General features: G+C 40.6%; 14 protein-coding genes and 1 pseudogene. 5 read left to right on the top strand and 10 right to left on the bottom strand.

Annotated elements, in window-relative coordinates; all coding sequences use genetic code 11:
* Positions 1 to 15 precede the first annotated feature (15 nt).
* Together AAEY55_RS10625 and AAEY55_RS10620 are read left to right on the top strand one after the other, a co-directional pair.
* Positions 16 to 903 (top strand): LysR family transcriptional regulator, encoded by an 888-nt coding sequence (locus AAEY55_RS10625; protein ID WP_011327866.1) that lies wholly within the window; start codon positions 16 to 18, stop codon positions 901 to 903.
* A gap of 53 nt (positions 904 to 956) precedes the next feature.
* Positions 957 to 1,721 (top strand): YdcF family protein, encoded by a 765-nt coding sequence (locus tag AAEY55_RS10620; RefSeq protein ID WP_080516809.1) that lies wholly within the window; start codon positions 957 to 959, stop codon positions 1,719 to 1,721.
* 384 nt (positions 1,722 to 2,105) lie between these two features.
* Here the strand turns inward: AAEY55_RS10620 and AAEY55_RS10615 are convergent, their stop codons facing one another.
* The 4 genes and pseudogenes from AAEY55_RS10615 to AAEY55_RS10600 form a co-directional block, all read right to left on the bottom strand.
* Positions 2,106 to 3,287, bottom strand: a complete 1,182-nt coding sequence (locus AAEY55_RS10615; protein WP_350551234.1) for an MFS transporter — start codon at positions 3,285 to 3,287, stop codon at positions 2,106 to 2,108.
* 106 nt (positions 3,288 to 3,393) lie between these two features.
* Positions 3,394 to 3,797, bottom strand: a pseudogene (locus AAEY55_RS10610) (VOC family protein).
* Between the two features lie 107 nt (positions 3,798 to 3,904).
* A complete protein-coding gene (locus tag AAEY55_RS10605) occupies positions 3,905 to 4,228 on the bottom strand; it encodes a YnfA family protein (RefSeq protein ID WP_011327860.1) in 324 nt (107 codons plus the stop codon).
* Between the two features lie 309 nt (positions 4,229 to 4,537).
* Positions 4,538 to 5,290: a Nif3-like dinuclear metal center hexameric protein gene (locus AAEY55_RS10600; protein ID WP_011327858.1), complete on the bottom strand. Its 753-nt coding sequence runs from the start codon at positions 5,288 to 5,290 to the stop codon at positions 4,538 to 4,540.
* Between the two features lie 150 nt (positions 5,291 to 5,440).
* On the opposite strand from AAEY55_RS10600, the gene AAEY55_RS10595 reads away from it, so the two are divergent.
* Positions 5,441 to 5,782 (top strand): hypothetical protein, encoded by a 342-nt coding sequence (locus AAEY55_RS10595; protein WP_011327857.1) that lies wholly within the window; start codon positions 5,441 to 5,443, stop codon positions 5,780 to 5,782.
* Between the two features lie 127 nt (positions 5,783 to 5,909).
* Here AAEY55_RS10595 and AAEY55_RS10590 read toward each other — a convergent pair whose 3' ends face one another.
* The 6 genes from AAEY55_RS10590 to AAEY55_RS10565 form a co-directional block, all read right to left on the bottom strand.
* Entirely contained in the window at positions 5,910 to 9,092 is a 3,183-nt protein-coding gene (locus AAEY55_RS10590) for an amidohydrolase family protein (protein ID WP_350551230.1), read from the bottom strand.
* Between the two features lie 99 nt (positions 9,093 to 9,191).
* Entirely contained in the window at positions 9,192 to 10,016 is an 825-nt protein-coding gene (locus AAEY55_RS10585; RefSeq protein ID WP_011327855.1) for a M90 family metallopeptidase, read from the bottom strand.
* 58 nt (positions 10,017 to 10,074) lie between these two features.
* The gene (locus AAEY55_RS10580) at positions 10,075 to 12,963 is read right to left on the bottom strand and encodes a two-component regulator propeller domain-containing protein (RefSeq protein WP_350551227.1); all 2,889 of its coding nucleotides are present in this window, start codon (positions 12,961 to 12,963) and stop codon (positions 10,075 to 10,077) included.
* Positions 12,964 to 13,099: 136 nt separating this feature from the next.
* Positions 13,100 to 13,738: a chloramphenicol acetyltransferase gene (locus AAEY55_RS10575; protein ID WP_080516808.1), complete on the bottom strand. Its 639-nt coding sequence runs from the start codon at positions 13,736 to 13,738 to the stop codon at positions 13,100 to 13,102.
* Between the two features lie 123 nt (positions 13,739 to 13,861).
* Positions 13,862 to 14,902 carry a Glu/Leu/Phe/Val dehydrogenase gene (locus AAEY55_RS10570; protein ID WP_089368020.1) on the bottom strand — a complete coding sequence of 347 codons (1,041 nt, stop codon included), beginning with the start codon at positions 14,900 to 14,902 and terminating at the stop codon, positions 13,862 to 13,864.
* A 658-nt stretch (positions 14,903 to 15,560) separates the two neighbouring features.
* Entirely contained in the window at positions 15,561 to 17,087 is a 1,527-nt protein-coding gene (locus AAEY55_RS10565) for a fumarate hydratase (protein WP_011327851.1), read from the bottom strand.
* 165 nt (positions 17,088 to 17,252) lie between these two features.
* On the opposite strand from AAEY55_RS10565, the gene pabB reads away from it, so the two are divergent.
* Together pabB and AAEY55_RS10555 are read left to right on the top strand one after the other, a co-directional pair.
* Positions 17,253 to 18,593 carry an aminodeoxychorismate synthase component I gene (pabB, locus tag AAEY55_RS10560; RefSeq protein WP_089368018.1) on the top strand — a complete coding sequence of 447 codons (1,341 nt, stop codon included), beginning with the start codon at positions 17,253 to 17,255 and terminating at the stop codon, positions 18,591 to 18,593.
* A 16-nt stretch (positions 18,594 to 18,609) separates the two neighbouring features.
* Entirely contained in the window at positions 18,610 to 19,185 is a 576-nt protein-coding gene (locus AAEY55_RS10555) for a CoA pyrophosphatase (protein ID WP_011327849.1), read from the top strand.
* Positions 19,186 to 19,285: the final 100 nt, after the last annotated feature.

Raw genomic sequence — 19,285 nt, 5'->3', positions numbered from 1 at the left:
TGAGAATTTTTAAAGATGATTGGTCTTAAACACTTAAAAACCATTGCTACCTTAAAAGAAACGGGATCTTTGGTTAATACCGCACGTGAGTTATTTTTAACGCAATCGGCTTTATCACATCAAATCAAAGATTTAGAGAACAAATTAGACTGCCAATTGTTCGAGAGAAAAACCCAACCAGTACGATTTACCCCCCAAGGTATGCTATTACTTGAATTAGCCCACGAAATATTACCAAAAGTAGAAGCAACCAAGTGCCGCTTAAAAGAAAGTTTAAACCAGCCTATTTCACAAATGCGCTTAAGTGTTGAGTGCCATGCGTGCTTTCATTGGTTATTGCCAACAATTAAAGAATTTAATAACTTTTGGCCCGATATAAAAATTGATTACGAACGCGGTTTTAGCTACGACGCCATCCCTGATTTATTAAGTGATGAACTTGACCTAGTGCTCACCTCAGATATACGCGAACCCGACCAGCTAGAATACGCCCATTTATTCGACTTTAAATTAAAGCTCATTGTTGCCCCCGACCATGATCTTGCTAAAAAAGCCTATGTAACTGCGCTTGATTTAAAAAACGAAACTATTATTTCCTACCCTATTCCGCGCGAACGCCAAGATATTTTTAAACACTTTATTCAAAATGCCCGTTTTGATGGCACACTTAAAACAGTTGACCAGGGATTACTTATTTTTCAACTCGTTAGTGCGGGCATGGGCGTGGCTGCATTACCCGACTGGCTGGTTACACCTTACGAAAGCCAAGGATTAATTAAGTCAATTCCGCTAGGAGCATTAGGCTTAACTCGCCCTATGTATTTAGCGATGAAAAAAGAAATGAAAGACAACCCTGTTTATCGTCACTTTTTAAATACCTGTAAGTTAAATAACGGTCGATAAACATCTTACACATGAGTAATATAAAGCTAACTTAGCTTTTTATATTACTCATTATGTTTGCCATTAAAAAATTATTGGGTGGTTTATTAATGCCACTGCCTTTATTGGGTCTATTTGCCCTTATTATGCTACTTTTGGCATTTAGAGGTAAAAGATCTGCTTTATTTTTATCTTTTATAAGCTTAGCGGCGCTGCTTTTAGTCAGCACACCGCTGGTTGCTAACCTAATTATAAAAAATAACGAGTCACCCGCACTGGCATTTAATTCATTAAAACAGCCAAAAATTGACAAAATAGTCGTACTCGGTTGCGACATTAACCCCAACACGGCTTTAAGTGCTAATAACCAACTTGGCAACTGCGCACTTACTCGTTTAGTCGAAGGCATAAAGCTAGCCAAACTCTACCCAAATGCACAACTTATTGTATCGGGCGGCGGATACCAAAAAGTCACTAATAGTAGCTTAATGTATAACACAGCAATAAATTTAGGCATTAATAAAAATCGCTTAGTGCAAAATCCAGCGGCTATGGATACCCCAGCCGAAGCAAGATTATTAGCCCCCACATTAGTTGACTACAAAGTGGCATTGGTTACTTCAGTTTTACATATGCCGCGCGCAAAAGATTTATTTAACGCCCAAGGTGTTGAGGTAATAACAGCGGCAACTGATTATCATAACTTTGCTGTATTACCTTGGCACAAACAACTCGTACCAAATGCCCAAGCTTTGCATGTAGTAACACAATACAGCCATGAGGTAGTGGGTAAAGCGTGGATCAGCATGCGCCGTTGGATAGACCCAGAAGCACTTTAACGTAAGTTCAACACAGTAAATTACAAATAGTGTATTAAACCGGATTACTTAAATAGGTGTCCGGTTTTGTTAATTTATAACACTTTTGCCAATGCGCCACATAACATCCCACAAAGTTACACGTGTTAGTGCACTTACCAAAGACAGCTTTGATTACTTTGTTAAGCAACAAGCAGTGACTTTCCATCGCGCTTAGAGTCAAATTCCAAATGCTAAAGCAGATACATAGGGAGCTCACTTTAGGCCATTTTGCTGCATGAACAAGCTATAACTATAACCATCATCATCCGGCACTAGAGGGAGTAATATTAGTTACACTACCTTTCAATTGGCCACTTCACTTTAACTGTATAGATTTTATTTTCTTAGTATCAATAAGTTTTTCTAAAACACTTTACTTAAAGTTTTTTTCGCAAAAAATGAGATAATAATACCCGGAATAGATAAAGCAACGGCAAAGTACACCAAGCTCATAGGTGAATAAATCCCCAGCAGCAGCCCAGCAACAGAAGATGCGATCATAACGGATAAATTAAATACCGAGGACTGAACTGAAGTAGCAACATCTTTAGCATTTTTTACCTGCCTGCTAACGGCGGCCTGCATTAAAGTGACTAAGGGACCAAATGAAAGACCCCAGATAAAAAAAGCAAAATGCCCTACACCTTTTACTTTGCCAAACATTAGTAATGTGAGCATAGAAACAATAAGTAATGCAAACATGGTTATTGTTAATAGCCGCAGGTATTTATCGATAAGTTTTATAGCTAAAAAAACAGAAATCATCGAACCTATACCAAAAAACAATAAAGCACTTTCAATCCCACCAGCTAAACCAATTTCCTCAACCAGGCTTGTAATGTAAACATAGGCACCATAATGTGCGGTTACACCAAGCAAGGTAAGCACAAGAATAACTAGTACAGCTGGATTTGTTAATACCGCAAAAGGTGAGGAGCTTTTGCTCAGCTTTTCACCGGGCGCAGAAGGCAATGCAAAAAAGCTAATAATGGCAATAGCAATAATAACCAGCCCAAAGCCAATAAACTCACTTCGCCAGCCATATTCATTGCCAATAGTGGTCATTATGGGCATACCAAGACTAATTCCCAGCGTGGTGCCTGCCATAATAACCGCAATAGCCTTGCCATGATGTTCCTCATCTACCAGTCGCATACCGTAAGCTGCAATCATTGGCCACATCACACCTGCACAAATGCCTCCGATAATTCTAAGAAAAATAATAACGTTATAATTATCAATCAGCCCAACCACAATGTTTGAAACGGCAAAGCCACTCAACAAAATCAGCAGTAAGTGCTTGCGATTAAATTGCATCGTCATTGAAATGAGCGGAATTGCAAATATCGCTGAAGCAATGGCGTAGTAGCCCACCAAATTACCTGTTTGCATCTCACTAATATTGAGATCGGCCATCATTAAAGGCATAACACCTGAGGGCATCAGCTCCGATAATATCCCTACAAAGGTCACTGACGACATCAAGATCATAATCAGCCATGGGAAAAAGCTAGCGGTTTTTTGAGGAGTATTTTCAGTGTTCATAATTTTTATCGGTTCTTAACTTTTTAAATTTATTGGCTTAGATGCTGCCAGATTAAGTGTGTGGTGAAAACAGCTGTTGTTCCTATAGTCTATTGTTAAGTACAAACTATTTGGTTGTGCTGTTGAGTTGCAGTAAATCCCATTTATTACTATATAGGTCTTGAAAAAACACTACTGTGCCATACTCTTCAACTCGTGGCTCTTCATTAAATACAACATCATTTGCTTTCATTAGCTCATAGTCTCACCAGAAATCGTTGATCTGTAAAAGTAAGAAAACACGTCCACCGGTTTGGTTACCAACAGCTTGTGTCTGCTCGTTTGTGCTCCTAGTAAATTCGTACCATTAGAATAGGGAAGATAAACCTAAACTCAGCGCTTCCCGCCACCTAAATCAGTATCTTCGAGGAGTGTAAATTGAAGTTTTTTAGTATAAAACGCGATAGCACCATCGTAGTTTTTAACGATTAGAGCTACATTTTTAATGTGCGGTTGAACTGATTTAGACATGGTAATTTCCGGATATGTGCAGCTTTACTAACTACGCTGCAATTACAAACCTTAAAATAGGTGTTTTTTATTTTCCGTGATGGAAACTACCACCTCTGATACTATTGTTATACGCTACGTGGAGCAAACATTATTATAGCCATACCTACAAGTGCTACACCAGACCCCACAAGATCCCATGTAGTTGGACGAATACCATCAACAGCCCACAACCACAAAATAGCCATGAAAATATACACGCCACCATAAGCAGCATAAACCCTACCTGCAGCGGCTGGATGCAACGACAATAACCAAGCAAATATAGCCAGGCTTAGGGCTGCAGGAACCAGTAACCAAACCGATTTCCCCTCACGCAACCAAAGGTATGGTAAATAACAGCCAATAATTTCTGCCAAAGCCGTAATTAAAAAAAGACCAAATATTTTCATTTCGCTCAAAAGTGACTCCTCTCATTACTTATATTCGAGGCTCTGAAGTTTCTAGTTATAGAAAAACGGCTTCAAGCATTCCTCAAAAACGCGATCACGACTTAAATCTAAAGCAGCTCATAAATATAAAATAGCCTCATAGGTTAGTAGCTTAAGATTTATAGCTTAAGCTTTACCTGTCACTTTGTATTTAGTAAAAACCACCCAGCCGCAACCTTCACTAATACATGTATTAATATGGTTTTTTGTATTGTTTACCAAAGCCATGAGAGCTAATGATGATTTTATATTTATTGCATTTTTAACTATTTATACTGGGTTATCTATGTCAATAAATGTGACGTCAAAACCATGCTCTTGAGCGAGTAGCTCACCTAATGCTTTAATGCCGTAGCGCTCTGTGGCGTGGTGCCCTGCGGCAAAAAAATCAATATTTTGCTCGCGCGAGCTATGAATAGTTTGCTCCGAGGCTTCGCCAGTTAAGTAGGCGTCAAGGCCTTGCTCTGCAGCTAGGTCAATGTAACCTTGCCCGCCACCGGTGCATAACCCAATTGTCTCTATTTTATCGGTTCGTACTAAACTGCTCAGTGGTGATCTGTTTAACACTTGAGCTATTTTATTGGCAAACTCTTCACCCGTTAACGGTGTTTTTAAACGCCCTTTCATTGCTACGCTGTTTGCAACAGGCTCTAAACCCGCTTCAATTTCAATATCTAGCAACAGTGCTAATTGTGCGTTATTACCAAGTACCGGATGTATATCGAGCGGTAAATGATAAGCAAATAAGTTAATGTCATTTGCTAATAACGCACCAATGCGGCGTTTTTTCATACCTGTAATTGGTTGTGATTCGCCTTTCCAAAAATAACCATGGTGCACTAATATTGCATCAGCATTTTTTTCTATTGCAGCATCAATCAGTGCTTGGCTTGCAGTAACACCAGTAATTATGGTTTTAATTTCATTTTTGCCTTCAATTTGTAGGCCATTTGGGCAAAAATCATTAATTGTGTGGGGTTTTAAAATGTCATTTAACAGCTGGTTAAATTCTCGACGTTGCATACAAGCTACCTTACTTAACACTGAATTTTGTGCAAATTTTGGCTGTTTATGAGCTAAAATGGAAGGAAAATCGCAAAAAATTGAAAAACACTTTTAAAATAGGTATAAATAGGACTTCTTTATCTGTGTTAACAACGTATAGGGTCTCTAATGAGCAAACTAGACAAAACAGCAGTGTTATCTGCCTTTGAATCAGCGTATGAAGCTGCCAACGGTAAAAAACCTGAAATCACTACAAAACCAGGCTGGTACAGCATCGATGGCGGCAAAAATTTACGCCTAGCTGATGTAGCAGAGTTAACTAAAAAGTTAACTTCTGGCAAAACTGCTAAAACGAAAAAAACTAAAGTGGCTGCGCCTGCTAAAGCACAGAAAAAAGCACCATTTACTGTTGTTACCGAAAATGAAGACGGTTATACAGCTGAAGAGTTTTGGATTGTAGAATTAGCGCGTAAAGAGCACGATTGCCGTTTACCGCGCGGTGTTGTTTAACATCCTAATGTGATTTTAAAATAAACCGCGTTAAGCGGTTTTTTTATGCCTAAAAAAAGCGGCTAACTTAACACTAAGTTAGCCGCTTTTAAATGCGTTAACGTTATTTAAACTCTAACTTTAAATGTTATTTGTTGTTTTCAAAATAAAGTGGTTTACGCTGTTTTTTACCCACCTCAACCATAGTTGCGGCATTAAATAAGCGGCCGTTGATCATGGTGTAGTCAATTTTGTCTGAGTCGCGGATATTAATTAGCGGATCGCCATCAATTACCATTAAATCAGCAAGTTTACCTACTTCTAGCGATCCGACGTTTTTATCTAGCCCTAAGTACTTAGCTGGATCGAGTGTAGAGGCTCTAATTGCTTCAAGTGGGGTCATGCCACCTTGGGCAAACATCCACATTTCCCAATGCGCACCTAAACCTTCACGTTGGCCATGCGCTCCTAAGTTAACTAGTACACCTAGGTCTTGCAGCTCAGCAGCTACGCGGGCATTGTTAAAATGGTTATAGTGATGCTCGGGTGCTTTAACGCGGCGCATTGAGCGCGGTAATAATTGGTTTTTAGGCACAAATTTACTTAACCGTGGGTGATTCCACACATCCGTTTTATCGTACCAGTAATTTTCGCCCCAAATACCGCCATAGGCTACAACAAGCGTTGGTGTATAACCTACATCACTTTGTGACCACAGCTGTTTTATATCGTCGTAAATATGCTCTACCGGAATTGAATGCTCAATGCCTGTATGCCCATCTACTATCATACTTAGGTTATGTTGTAGTAATGAGCCACCTTCGGGTACTACCATCATTTGCAGTTCACGCCCCGCTTCTATTACTTGCTGGCGTTGCTCGCGACGTGGTTGGTTGTACGATTTAACACTAAACGCGCCAACCTTTTTTAAACGCTCTAAATGAAATTTAGCATCATCTAACGAGTCAATATGCGAGGTATACCCTGGCATATTGGCGCCATACAAAATAGTACCGGTAGAGAATATACGCGGGCCAACTATCATGCCTGCTTTTTGCATTTCACTGGCGGTGAATATTTCTGAGGTGTCGTTTGATGGGTCGTGAATTGTAGTTACACCTAATGCAAGCCCTGCAAAGTTTTTCCAGTTTTGTTGTGGAATAATTTCATCACTTGCTTGCGAGCCATGTGCGTGGGCGTCGACTATCCCTGGCATAATCGTTTTGCCCGTTACATCAACTACTTTAGCACCTTTGGGAATGCTTACTTCAGCGGCTGTACCAATGGCTTTTATATGCTTACCATCGGTGATAATCACACCATTTTCAATAACTTTTTCGCCATCCATAGTAATAATTTTAGCGCCCGTTAGAGCTATCATGCCCTTTGGCTCAGCCATTTTTTTACTAAAACTAATGTTATCGCCACTTTTTACTTTAAAGTCTTTATCGTCAGCTTTATTAATAGCAAACATACCCTCAAGGCTGGCATGATAAAGCTCAGGACCTAAAGTCCAATACAGTTTATTGCTATTAGCGCTCCAGCTAATATTTTCTCCCGCACGAACAGATAACTGCTCAATAGGAAATTGGTTGTCTGTAGGGCTAATATTAAGCGTTTTACCGCTTTCTACAAACGGTGTTACAAATACTTTAAAGCGCTCAGCAAACGCAAGATATTGGCCATCTGGCGATACTCTAAATTCGGTGGCATGCTCAGATTCGTAAAGCTTACGCACTTTTTTAGTATCAAGCTCTACTACACTCAGCGTTGGTTTTGGCCACGGGCTCATGATGTACACTCGATCGTTAGCTGCGCCAAACTGTGGCTGATAGCCATTTTTTGAAATTAACTCACTTTTGCCGCCTTTAGTACTTACGCTGTAAACTCCTGGGTTTAGTGACCACTTAGGGTTTAAAATACTGCCACCGGTGGCTTTTCGATAAACCACTGTTTTACCGTCTGGGCTAAAGGTAGGCTCAACGTACTTACCCGGTTGCTCAGTTATGGTGTCACCACGGCCACTGCTCGCAGAAACCACACGTACTTGACCTTGCTCGTTATCGTCCCACGTGGTGTACACTATTTTTTTGCCATCGCGCGAGTACTGCGCAAATAACTCGTAATGATCGGTTTGTTTGGTTAAACGCTTAATTTTTCCTGATTCTAAATCACGTTTATAAATGTGTCCTAACGCTTCAAAAATAGCCGTTTCACCATCTGGGCTAATTTGTACGTTACGCAGCATTTTTACATCAAACTCATCAGTATCGAGGTTTTGAGTAAAACGCACTGCTTTTTGAATTTTTTTAGTGGTTTGTACTTTAAAAGCAATTGTTTCTACCGATTTATCGCTAACATCGAGTTTATGTATTGTGCCACCAGCCCAAAATACCAGTTGTTGGTTATCTGGCGTCCAAGCAATCGTGGGGTAAACACCATGAATAGCCCAAGTTTCTTGCATATCGCGTTCTAACTTATCGTACAGTTTAGTGTGCTCACCGCTAGTTAAGTCGTATAAGTACAGGCTAGTTTGAAAGTCGTCACGCTTTATATAAGCAAGCTTTTTACCATCGGGTGAGGGGGTTGGTCTTATTGCGCCACCCATGCCACTAATCACCGTTTCAATTTCGCCGGTTTCACGGTCGTAACGTTTTATTTTATAAATTCCCGCCACAGAGTCTTTTGAATAGTGAAAGGTTTTACCTGGTGTTGCATCATGCGAAAAGTACACATAACGACCATCGGGCGAAAACATCGGCTCACCCAAATCTTTTTGATCGTCAGCTCGCTTGGTAAGCTGTACTCCTTTACCACCCGCTTTATGATAAAGCCATACTTCGCCTGCCCCTAATGAGCGACTTGCGGTAAAGTGTTTACGGGCAACTAGGTAGTCGCCATCAGGACTCCATGCAGGGCTGTTTAATAAGCGAAAGGTTTCGTCGGTTACTGCACTTTGGTTTTCGCCGTTTAAATCCATAATCCAAATATTATCGCCGCCACCTTGATCTGAGGTAAAAGCAATGTGTTTACCATTTGGGCTAAAGCGCGGTTGCATTTGCCATGCAATATCTGAGGTAAGTTGTGTGGCATTGCCGCCACTTATTGGCATAGTATAAATATCGCCAAGTAAATCAAACACCAGTGTTTTACCATCAGGGCTAATATCTAGGTTCATCCATGTGCCTTGATCAACACTAATGGTGGCATCTACAAATTGCCCTTTAGGTGAATCTACTTGCCATTTTGGCTCATCGTCTTGTTGGGCTTGTGCGTTGCCTAGTGCCAATGACACAGATAAAGCTAGCACCGTTTGCAGCATTTTTTTCATGCAATTCTCACTTATTATTGTTGCTCTATGTAACTCTCTTACATGATTGCAACAAAAACGCCGACAAGTTGCCAGCGTTATAAGATGAAATGCCGTAAATTAATGCCAGACTATAGGGTCAAATTGATAATAGTCCACCAGCAAGCGATAAATTTCAGGGTCATATCGGCGCAGTTCTGCCGGCTTCTCTAAAAAGGTTTCGGTGATCACCGCAAAAAACTCAGCCTCATTAGTCGCACCATAACTATGAATAACATGCTCCATACTATAAGCAACATGACTTTTTAACTGGTTAAAGGCACGACTAAATACACGCCCCCATTCTTTATACTCGGCTGCTGTTTTAAGTAACGGCGTACCGGTTGTTTTGCCGGTTTCTTGATCTAGCTGATGCGCAAATTCATGAAACACTAAATTATGGCCATCACTGGGTAATCTATTTCCCTCAAGAACGTCGTGCCAACTGAGTACTAATGTACCACCTGGCCACGACTCACCTAGCCTAATTGCATTATGATAGCTAACTAAGCCAGCGCTATCACGCGTTAACTGCGGCGCATAATAAGCACTTGGATATAGGAGTATTTCTTTTACATTTTTGTAAAGTGGCCAAGGTTTATTGAGCACAAGCAAGCAGGCATCGGCTGCTACAATTAGCTTCATTGCACCTGTTAGTTTTAAGCCATCGCACCCTACAAAGCGTTTTTCACTTAAAAACCACATAATATGACGCTCTAACTTTGCTCTATCAGCATCGGTCATTTTTTTATAAATAGGCATACAACGCAGTAAAATATCTTTTTGCTGCGAATTAAGCTCAAGAGTTTTATATTTACGTTGCCATAATCTATTTTGAATAGCTGGCCAACGCCAAAAAATAACCACAAAAATAATTAAGATAACAATTAACAATCCATTTATCATGCTGATGCCTTCGCTCAATGTATACTCTCTATATGTGTGCGACTGAGGCACTTTTCAATTACATGATTTCGGTGCGATTACGGCCACCGTTTTTGGCTTTGTATAATGCCTGATCGGCTCCTGATAAAAGTCGGTCGTAATCGTCTATATTATTAGAATCAGAAACACCAAAACTCGCGGTTACTTGATGCAGCCCAGCAGCAATTACTGAAAAATCGTTATTTGCAATTTCTTCCCGTAATAGTTCACACATGAGTTTTGCTTCTGCTGCAGTTTTGTTAGGAAACACTAAGGTAAATTCCTCCCCGCCCCAGCGAGCTACTTGCTGCTCACCTTCGCAATGCGATTTGAGTATTTTGGCTATTTCACAGATAACTTTATCGCCAACAATATGTGACCAGCCATCGTTCACCCGCTTAAAGTGATCTATATCCATGATAGCAATAGCTAATATTTTATTTTGCTGCTTATAAGTGGCAAAATTTGCTGCTAACCAACTATCGAAAGCGCGCCGGTTTGGCATATCAGTAAGTTGGTCGTGAGTGGCTTGATAAGCAAAGGCGTTTGCCTGTTCTTGAAGGTCCTGTGTTTGCTTTTCTACTCGTTTAGTTAGCTCTGCCTCTACTTTTTTATAATGATATAAGCGGTACTTATAAATAGCATATATAGTGACTAAAAAAGTAAAAAACAGCATTAATTTAAAGCTCAACTTTTGCCAGTAATGTGCTTGAATTACAAAGCGAATTTCTTGCTCATTTTGCTGCCATTGTGTATTTGGATAACCGGCGCGCACCTTAAACGTATACTTACCTGCAGGTAAGTTGGTGTATTCTGCACCTGTCATGTGCTGGCGGTTTACCCACTCTTTATTAAAACCTTCTAACTGTGTTTGAAAACTTAAACGCTGCGGCATAATAAAACTCAAACCCGCATACTGAAAAGATAATCTTGAAACATTAGGCGGCAATAATACTGTTTCACCATCTAATGGGAGCGCTGTTGCTCTGCCGTTAACGCTAAAGCTCTCAATCATAGTAGGCAAATCTACTTTGCTTGATGCTTGCAATAACTCAGGTTTTAGCGCGCTTACTCCTTTTGCAGTAGCAAACCAAATGGTGCCATCTTTATGCACTGTTGCTGATGGGGTCGAGCCGCCATTAACTTGTGCACTGAGCATGCCATCGCCCTCGTCATAAAGTTGAAATACGAGTGGAATATTTATATTTTTTTGTTTTTCATCAAGAACATGATTAACGTGCTGGCGATCAACCTGAATAACCCCGCGGTTACTCGATAACCAAAATGAATCTTTATGAGCCACAATTTGAAATAACTTATCGACTGGCAGCCCTTGCTCCCGCCCTAAAATAGCCATTTTGCCTGCACTGTGCTCATAGCGCATTAATCCACGATCTGTCGTCATCCATGTGTAGTCGTCATCAAAATAAAAACCAAATCCATACTCGGCAGCAAATTGCGCTGGAAAGCTTATAGCACTAAATTGCTCAGTTAGTATATTAAACACCACAACCCCATTGCCGGTGCCAATCCAAACATTGCCTTTGTTATCTTCACTGAGTGCTAAAATAAAACCGCTAGGCAGCTCTTTTTCATTGGTAAATTGCACTAATGAGCCATCTTTTTCAACTCGCGTTAACCCCATAGCAGAGCCGATCCATAATCGCTGTTTGGAATCGAGTAATAGCCCTCTTACTTCGTTACTCCCAAGGCCATTACTACGATTTAAATAAGGCGTTATTTTATTATTACTGACCTTTAATACACCCGATGTATAAGTGCCTATCCATACATCGCCATCCTCGCCCTCCAGTAAACTCAATACCGAATAGGGAGAACCTTCTTTAGCACCTTCTATTTGAGTTACATTATTATTTTTAATTTTGTTAAGGCCGGCACTACTCCCTACCCATAAGCTACCATCGGAGTGCGATAATACCGTTCGCACGTAATCCCCAGCTAAACCCCGCTTAGTAGTCCAGGCGGTAAATGGCGTCTCCCTTAATCTAAACAGCCCGGCATTAGTGCCCACCCAAATACTGTTTTCTCTATCTTGTAATAAAGACAATATTCTATTAGCAGGGAGTCCGCCTTTCGCATCTAATTGCTCAAGCCCAGCCACACTGAGTCGAAAAATACCTTTATTAATAGTGCCAAACCATAAATCACCGTGGTTATCTTCTAATAAACTAGAAATAGACTCGACACTGAGCTGTGGATGGATGGCAGTAAATACTGCGTCTTTGAGAATATAAGCGCCGCGCTCACTGCCAATAATTAATTTCCCTTGGCGAGTAAGTAGTAGAGTATAAACTGCTGCATTGGGTAGCCCATCATCGGCTGTTATTAAGCTTGCTTGCTGATCAACAATTTTATATAAACCATCGCTAGTAGCAGCCCAAATAACGCCATTGGCATCCTCAAGCACACGATAGGCGCTAACATTATGAACAATGGCCTGATCGTGTTTACTATTAGCCCCGCGGTAAAATACGCCATCGTTTTCTAATGCCAGCCAAAACCCGTCATCGTTACTTTTAATTATGTGATTAACCATAGCTGAGGCACTCGGCTGAGTATTCCACTGTCTATATTGATATAAGCTGATACCACCTCTTGAACCGGCTATTAATAAGCCGCCGTCATCGGTAGGAGTAAGTGCACGAAGCCCTGAGTCGGGAAGATTATTTATTTCAGCGCGAGTAAATAGTTTAAATTCTTGGCCATTAAAGCGCGCTAAACCCTCCCATGTTGCTATCCATAAATAACCGTCTTGAGTTTGCGCTAAGCTATTAATACTATTGTGAGGCAGGCCTGAGCGGGTATTCCATGTTTCAAAAAAATAATCACTTAAAGGTAAACGAGTTTGTGACTGCACCTGACACGTGAACATGACGAAAAATACACATAAAATCCCTAAATGCTTCATCACTGCGACCTTTATAATTATTATTGATTAATTAGTATTACCCACTAAATTTAACGCAATCCTAAGTGATTAAAAACCAACCAAAACCAGCTAAACTAAGAAAATACTACCACAGCCTGCAGTAGCATTTCATTAACTAATCTTTACAAAAGTTATCAAATGTATCTTGTAAAATGTTTATAAACTTTGCTACGTGTAAACCATCCATTAAAGAGTGATGTACATCAATAGCTAAGGGCATAGTTTGCTGCTGTTTATTAAGCTGACCAAATACAAATTTAGGGATCCCTAAACATTTCCCTTCACTAAACGCATGCGAAAAAGCACTAAAATTTAGCCAAGGTAATACCGAAATATGAATTAAGTCGGCCTGCCCTTCGGTTTGTGCAAAGGCATCAGAAAATAAAGGCTGCGATTTAGCATTAAAACTAACTGCGCTGGCATGCACGGCAAACTCAGTAAAGTTGGCCTTATCACTAAAGTAACTAAACCTGAACGAGTCATCTGCTGCCAGCTCAACCACACTAGCGCGGGTGTTACTTAGTAGCCATGGCTTATCATTAATAATACGCAGCATAATTGGCGGGTACGCATGGCACGCTTTAAGTGTGGCATAAGTATAGGCCTGAAAAAAAGACAGCTGATGCGCTTTACAGTAATTATATAAGGCCTTCGCGTTTAGCTGTACACACACATTAAAGTAAGGTTGAGAAAAGTGTTTAAACAACTCAAAATGTTGTTTACGGGGCCAGCTATCAAAATCAATAGGCTGCATAGAAACAGGCGAAGAAGACATAGATAAATAAACACATAAAATAAAAAATTAAGTTTAACGTATAAACAAAAAAAAGGCGTGCAATTGCACGCCCTAATATTTACGGTTAACTTATTTAGCCGATTAAAGACCGTTTTTAAGGATCTCTTGTGCAAGCTCATCAGCAATTAAATGCGTAGATTTTTGCTCTTTTTCACTACGCGCAAAGATTTCAGTTAGGGTATCAAAAATACCTTCAACATGTTTATTTGACGCAGCAGCACTGTACCCTTCTGGTAGCGTTTCATAATAAACATTAATAATACCACCGGCGTTAATTACGTAATCTGGTGCATATAAAATACCTTTCTCACGAATAATTTCACCATGGCGCGATTGTGCCAACTGGTTATTGGCACAGCCTGCAATTATAGTAGCTTTAAGGCGCGGTATAGTTGCATCGTTTATAGTTGCACCTAGTGCACAAGGTGCGTACACGTCTACGTCTAAATCGTAAATTTCGTCAATGCCAACGGCTGTAGCACCAAACTCATTAACAACACGGTCAATTGCTGCTTGGTTAATATCAGTAACATATAGCTCAGCGCCCGCCTCTGACAAATGCTTACATAAAGTATAAGCAACAGTCCCTAACCCTTGTACTGCTACTTTAATACCAGCAAAGTTTTGATGACCACGCTGATGGTTTAATGCCGCTTTTATACCTAAAAACGTACCGTATGCTGTAAATGGTGATGGGTTACCACTTTTGCCTTCAAGGCCAAGTACATAACTGGTTTCTTTGTTCATCATTGCAACATCGTCGCAGTTGATATTTACATCTTCAGCAGAATAGTAGCTGCCGTTTAATCGCTCTAATTGACGACCAAAAGCACGGAATAATTGCTCAGATTTAATTTCTTTAGCATTACCAATAATCACAGATTTACCGCCACCAAATGGCAAGCGCGCAACTGCATTTTTATAGGTCATGCCTTTGGATAAACGCAGCACGTCGTAAACTGCATCTTCATCATTTGCATAATCCCACATTCTACATCCGCCCACTGCCGGACCTAGGTTAGTATTATGTACCGCAATTATTGCTTTTAAACCCGACTCTTTATCAGTACAAAAAACCACTTGTTCATGGTTATCAAATTCAACTTGATTAAACACAACCACTTTAAATACTCCGAAATAGTTAACCCTAAAGGGTATGCATGCATGAAATTGCCGAGACTTTATCACTTCGGATAACGCTTCGCTATACCACGAGAGGATAAACCCAAGCGCAAAACAGCATTGAATTAAATAGCCAGCTTTAATGGTAAGTGCACATAAAAATTCCACAAAGGTAAAGCAATCAAGTATTAAAAGCTAAAAATAACAAACACCGCAAGGTTTACGCTTACGTGAACGTAATGCAACTAATAACTGTAAAGTTTAAATTACACGCAAGCATAATATGCAAACGCTTATGCTACATAGGCTTGCCTTAAAAAGGGGGTGGTTTAAGAGAACTGGTCAGAGCTGTTCACTCTTTTGCTAAGCAAATTAAATTACGGGCAATAGAACAGGTTATTTAACCTGAACTCTGGTTAAGAGATTTACTAACGTATTGAATCATAGTTATATTTATCTTTATTTTCTCTAGCCAGAGATTTTCAGTGAAAACAAGACGAATTCACGCGTCAATAGCTGGCCTATTGCAAGTGAATTCAACGCAGTTAGCGCTGAAAATAGCTGCTTGAGATAGGTTTATTATCCAGAGGTCAGGTTACTTAGTTTAAGTTAAACAAAAAGCGAGCACAGGGCTCGCTTTGTATATTAGTAAGTTAGATTACTTTAGCTTGCTATCTAGCTCTTCAATTTTAGCTTTCCAAATTGCAGGGCCTTGCGTATGCGCATTAGCACCTTCGCTATCAACAGCGACTGTTACCGGCATATCTTCTACTTCAAACTCGTAGATGGCTTCCATACCTAAATCTTCGAAAGCAACAACACGTGCTTTTTTAATTGCTTTAGATACTAAATACGCCGCGCCGCCAACTGCCATTAAGTACACTGACTTATGCTGCTTAATAGACTCAACCGTAGCAGGGCCACGCTCTGCTTTACCTATCATGCCTACAATACCGGTTTTTTCTAGCATCATATCGGTAAATTTATCCATACGTGTAGCCGTTGTCGGACCCGCTGGGCCAACTGCTTCGTCACGTACAGCATCTACTGGGCCTACGTAATAAATAAATTTATTATCAAAATCTACGCCTTTAGGTAAACCTTCGCCTGAGTTGATCATGTCTTGCAAACGCTTATGCGCGGCATCTCGACCCGTTAAAATAGTACCCGAAAGTAAAACAGTTTCACCCATTTTCCACTCTTGCACATCTTTTTTGGTCAAGGTATTTAAATCAACACGACGTGTGCCTTCGCCCACTTCAAAGGTTACTTGTGGCCAATCTTCTAACTTAGGTGCTTTTAGGTTTGCTGGGCCTGAACCATCAAGGGTAAAGTGTACGTGGCGAGTAGCCGCACAGTTAGGGATCATCACGACCGGTTTTGACGCTGCATGCGTTGGTGCTGTTTTAATTTTAACATCAACAACCGTTGTTAAACCGCCTAAGCCTTGTGCGCCAATACCTAATTTATTAGCACGTTCAAATATTTCTAAACGTAGCTTTTCTTCTGTGGTTTCTGCACCGCGTTCCATTAATTCATGAATATCTACCGGATCCATTAACGACTCTTTAGCCATTACTGCCGCTTTTTCAGCCGTACCACCAATACCTATACCTAGCATGCCAGGCGGACACCAGCCTGCGCCCATTGTAGGTAGCGTTTTTTCTACCCATTCTGCCACATCGTCAGATGGGTTTAACATAACCATTTTACTTTTGTTTTCAGAGCCGCCGCCTTTAGCCGCTACCATTACTTCAACCTTACCGCCCGCTACTAAATCTATATGTACAACTGAAGGGGTATTGTCTTTGGTGTTTTTACGAGTACCTGCAGGGTCTGCAACAATAGAGGCGCGCAGCGGGTTGTCTGGATTTAAGTATGCACGGCGTGTGCCTTCATCAACCATTTGTTGAACGGTTAAATCGGTTTTATCCCAGTTAACATCCATACCTACTTTAACAAAACAGGTAATAATACCTGTGTCTTGGCAAAGCGGACGCTTGCCCTCAGCCGACATACGCGAGTTAATTAGAATTTGTGCGATGGCATCTTTTGCTGCTTTACTTTGTTCTTTGTTATAGGCTTTTTCAAGCGCTTGAACAAAATCAAGGGGATGATAGAAGGAAATATACTGCAAAGCATCTTCAATGCTATCTATAAAGTCTTGCTGACGGATTGTACTCATAGTGGTTCCTTAAGTTACCGTTACGCGGTGTCGCGTAAGCTATATCAAACCGGTGACGGTGGTTTGCACTGTTTTTAATTTGGGAAGCAACTAAACGCTGCCAAAAAAATTTGACTTATGATACCCTCCTCGCCCGTTTCGAGCCAGTTCTTAAAGGGGTAGTAAATGCTAAACAATAAAAATAATTGTATAAAATTAGCCATAACACAAAGCTGTATTGATGTATTTGCGCATTTTGCCCACTTGCCTTATGCCATTTTACTCGATTCGGCCAATAGTGAGCATGTAGACAGTCGTTTTGATATTATTGCCATCGAGCCCAAAAGCACACTGGAAGTACAAAACAACCTCAGTATTTTAAATAACCAACCCGATGCAAGAAGCTGCTTTGAAATAATGAACAGCGAACTGCTAAAACTTAATAACAACAAAGCGGCCAACAACCTACCCTTTAGTGGTGGCTGGCTGGGTTATTTGGGTTATGACTTAGGCCGCACACTTGAAAACCTCCCAAGTAGCGCTATAAACGATATAGACTTGCCACAAATGGCCGTTGGCTTGTACTTAGATGCACTCATATACGATAAACAACAAAACAGTTGGTTTTATATTGCCCAGCCTAAGGTTAATCGCTTAGCACTTTATCAGCAGTATTTAGCACAACCTGCCATTATGCCTAGCTTTGCACTTAAAACTGCGTGGCAATCTAATATGAGCCGCGCTGATTATGCGCAAAAATTTGCCGTAATTGAAGATTATTTAAAAACAGGCGATTGCTATCAAATAAATTTAGCACAACGTTTTAGTGCCCAATATGAAGGCTCGCCTTGGGCTGCCTACGTTAAATTAACAGCAGCGAATAAAGCGCCGTTTTCTAGCTTTATAAACCATCCGCAAGGCGCAATTTTGTCTATTTCTCCGGAGCGTTTTATATTAGTAAGCGATAATCAAGTGCAAACTAAGCCGATTAAAGGCACGTTACCGCGAAAAGCGGATCCGCAGCAAGACGCCCAGCAAGCACAATTATTGGCAAACTCTGCCAAAGATCGCGCCGAAAATGTAATGATTGTTGATTTATTACGAAACGATTTAGGTAAAGTAGCCAAACCAGGATCGGTACAGGTGCCCTCATTATTTGCTATTGAGAGCTTTCCGGCGGTGCATCATTTAGTTAGTACAGTTACTGCCACATTGGCAGAGGGTAAAACGGCGGTTGATCAACTCGCTGCAGCATTTCCTGGGGGCTCGATTACTGGCGCGCCTAAAGTGAGAGCAATGGAGATTATTGAAGAACTTGAACCGCATCGTCGCAGTATTTATTGTGGTTCAATAGGCTATTTAAGTGCTTGTGGTAACATGGATACCAGCATTACTATTCGCACTTTAGTATGCCACGCTCAACAAATACACTGCTGGGCCGGTGGTGGCATAGTAGCTGATTCTAAAGTTGCATTGGAATATCAAGAAACATACGATAAAGTAAATAAAATACTTCCATTATTATAAATAACAGTAGGTCGCTTTGAATAGTGAACACATTATAGCGCGGTTTCAGTTAAGCCCTACGGCAGCGCCAGATCAAGGAATAGATACCCCTAAAAAGCGTGCCAGCGCAGTCATGTTGCCGCTTATTGATGTAGATGATCATGCGCATATTTTACTGTGTAAGCGCCCTATTTATTTGCACCATCATCCCGGTGAAATTTGCTTGCCCGGTGGTAAGTTTGAAGCAAGTGATATTACGCTTCGCACTACTGCCCTGCGTGAACTACATGAAGAGCTAAATATTACGCCCAGTAATGTTAAAGTATTTGGCCAATTACCTTTGTACTCAACACTCACCGGCTTTAACATTAGCCCTTTTGTTGGCATGCTTAATAAACACACTATTTGGGAGAACGATCATAATGAGGTACAAGCTAGTTTTTTATTACCACTGCGTGATTTAACTAACGAGGCTAATTGGCAGCCCCTGCCTTTTCAGCGTTTTGGTAAAACCATTATTTTATATGGTTACAATACCCCACATGGTTTACTTTGGGGTGCAACTGCAAGCATCATTAAAAACTTTACAAAACAACTCGCCTTACCAGTTTAAATGTTCTTGATTAATGGTTACATAGTCACAATTTAGCGTTACTATACACGACCGTTCAAAAAAGCAGCCTAGTGCTGAGTAAACACAGAAGAGACACATT

Origin of the sequence: Pseudoalteromonas sp. 120-MNA-CIBAN-0494 (assembly GCF_040308885.1) — a bacterium.
Lineage (GTDB): Bacteria > Pseudomonadota > Gammaproteobacteria > Enterobacterales > Alteromonadaceae > Pseudoalteromonas > Pseudoalteromonas nigrifaciens.
The sequence above is the reverse complement of the archived record's forward strand: the minus strand, read 5'-3'. Positions and strand labels throughout refer to the sequence as shown.

Coding starts and splice junctions, on each gene's coding strand:
- AAEY55_RS10590 (WP_350551230.1), bottom strand. CDS start 9,092: ATGAAAAAAATGCTGCAAACGGTGCTAGCTTTATCTGTGTCATTGGCA.
- AAEY55_RS10625 (WP_011327866.1), top strand. CDS start 16: ATGATTGGTCTTAAACACTTAAAAACCATTGCTACCTTAAAAGAAACG.
- AAEY55_RS10595 (WP_011327857.1), top strand. CDS start 5,441: ATGAGCAAACTAGACAAAACAGCAGTGTTATCTGCCTTTGAATCAGCG.
- AAEY55_RS10605 (WP_011327860.1), bottom strand. CDS start 4,228: ATGAAAATATTTGGTCTTTTTTTAATTACGGCTTTGGCAGAAATTATT.
- AAEY55_RS10600 (WP_011327858.1), bottom strand. CDS start 5,290: ATGCAACGTCGAGAATTTAACCAGCTGTTAAATGACATTTTAAAACCC.
- AAEY55_RS10615 (WP_350551234.1), bottom strand. CDS start 3,287: ATGAACACTGAAAATACTCCTCAAAAAACCGCTAGCTTTTTCCCATGG.
- AAEY55_RS10585 (WP_011327855.1), bottom strand. CDS start 10,016: ATGATAAATGGATTGTTAATTGTTATCTTAATTATTTTTGTGGTTATT.
- AAEY55_RS10575 (WP_080516808.1), bottom strand. CDS start 13,738: ATGCAGCCTATTGATTTTGATAGCTGGCCCCGTAAACAACATTTTGAG.
- pabB (WP_089368018.1), top strand. CDS start 17,253: ATGCTAAACAATAAAAATAATTGTATAAAATTAGCCATAACACAAAGC.
- AAEY55_RS10620 (WP_080516809.1), top strand. CDS start 957: ATGTTTGCCATTAAAAAATTATTGGGTGGTTTATTAATGCCACTGCCT.
- AAEY55_RS10565 (WP_011327851.1), bottom strand. CDS start 17,087: ATGAGTACAATCCGTCAGCAAGACTTTATAGATAGCATTGAAGATGCT.
- AAEY55_RS10580 (WP_350551227.1), bottom strand. CDS start 12,963: ATGAAGCATTTAGGGATTTTATGTGTATTTTTCGTCATGTTCACGTGT.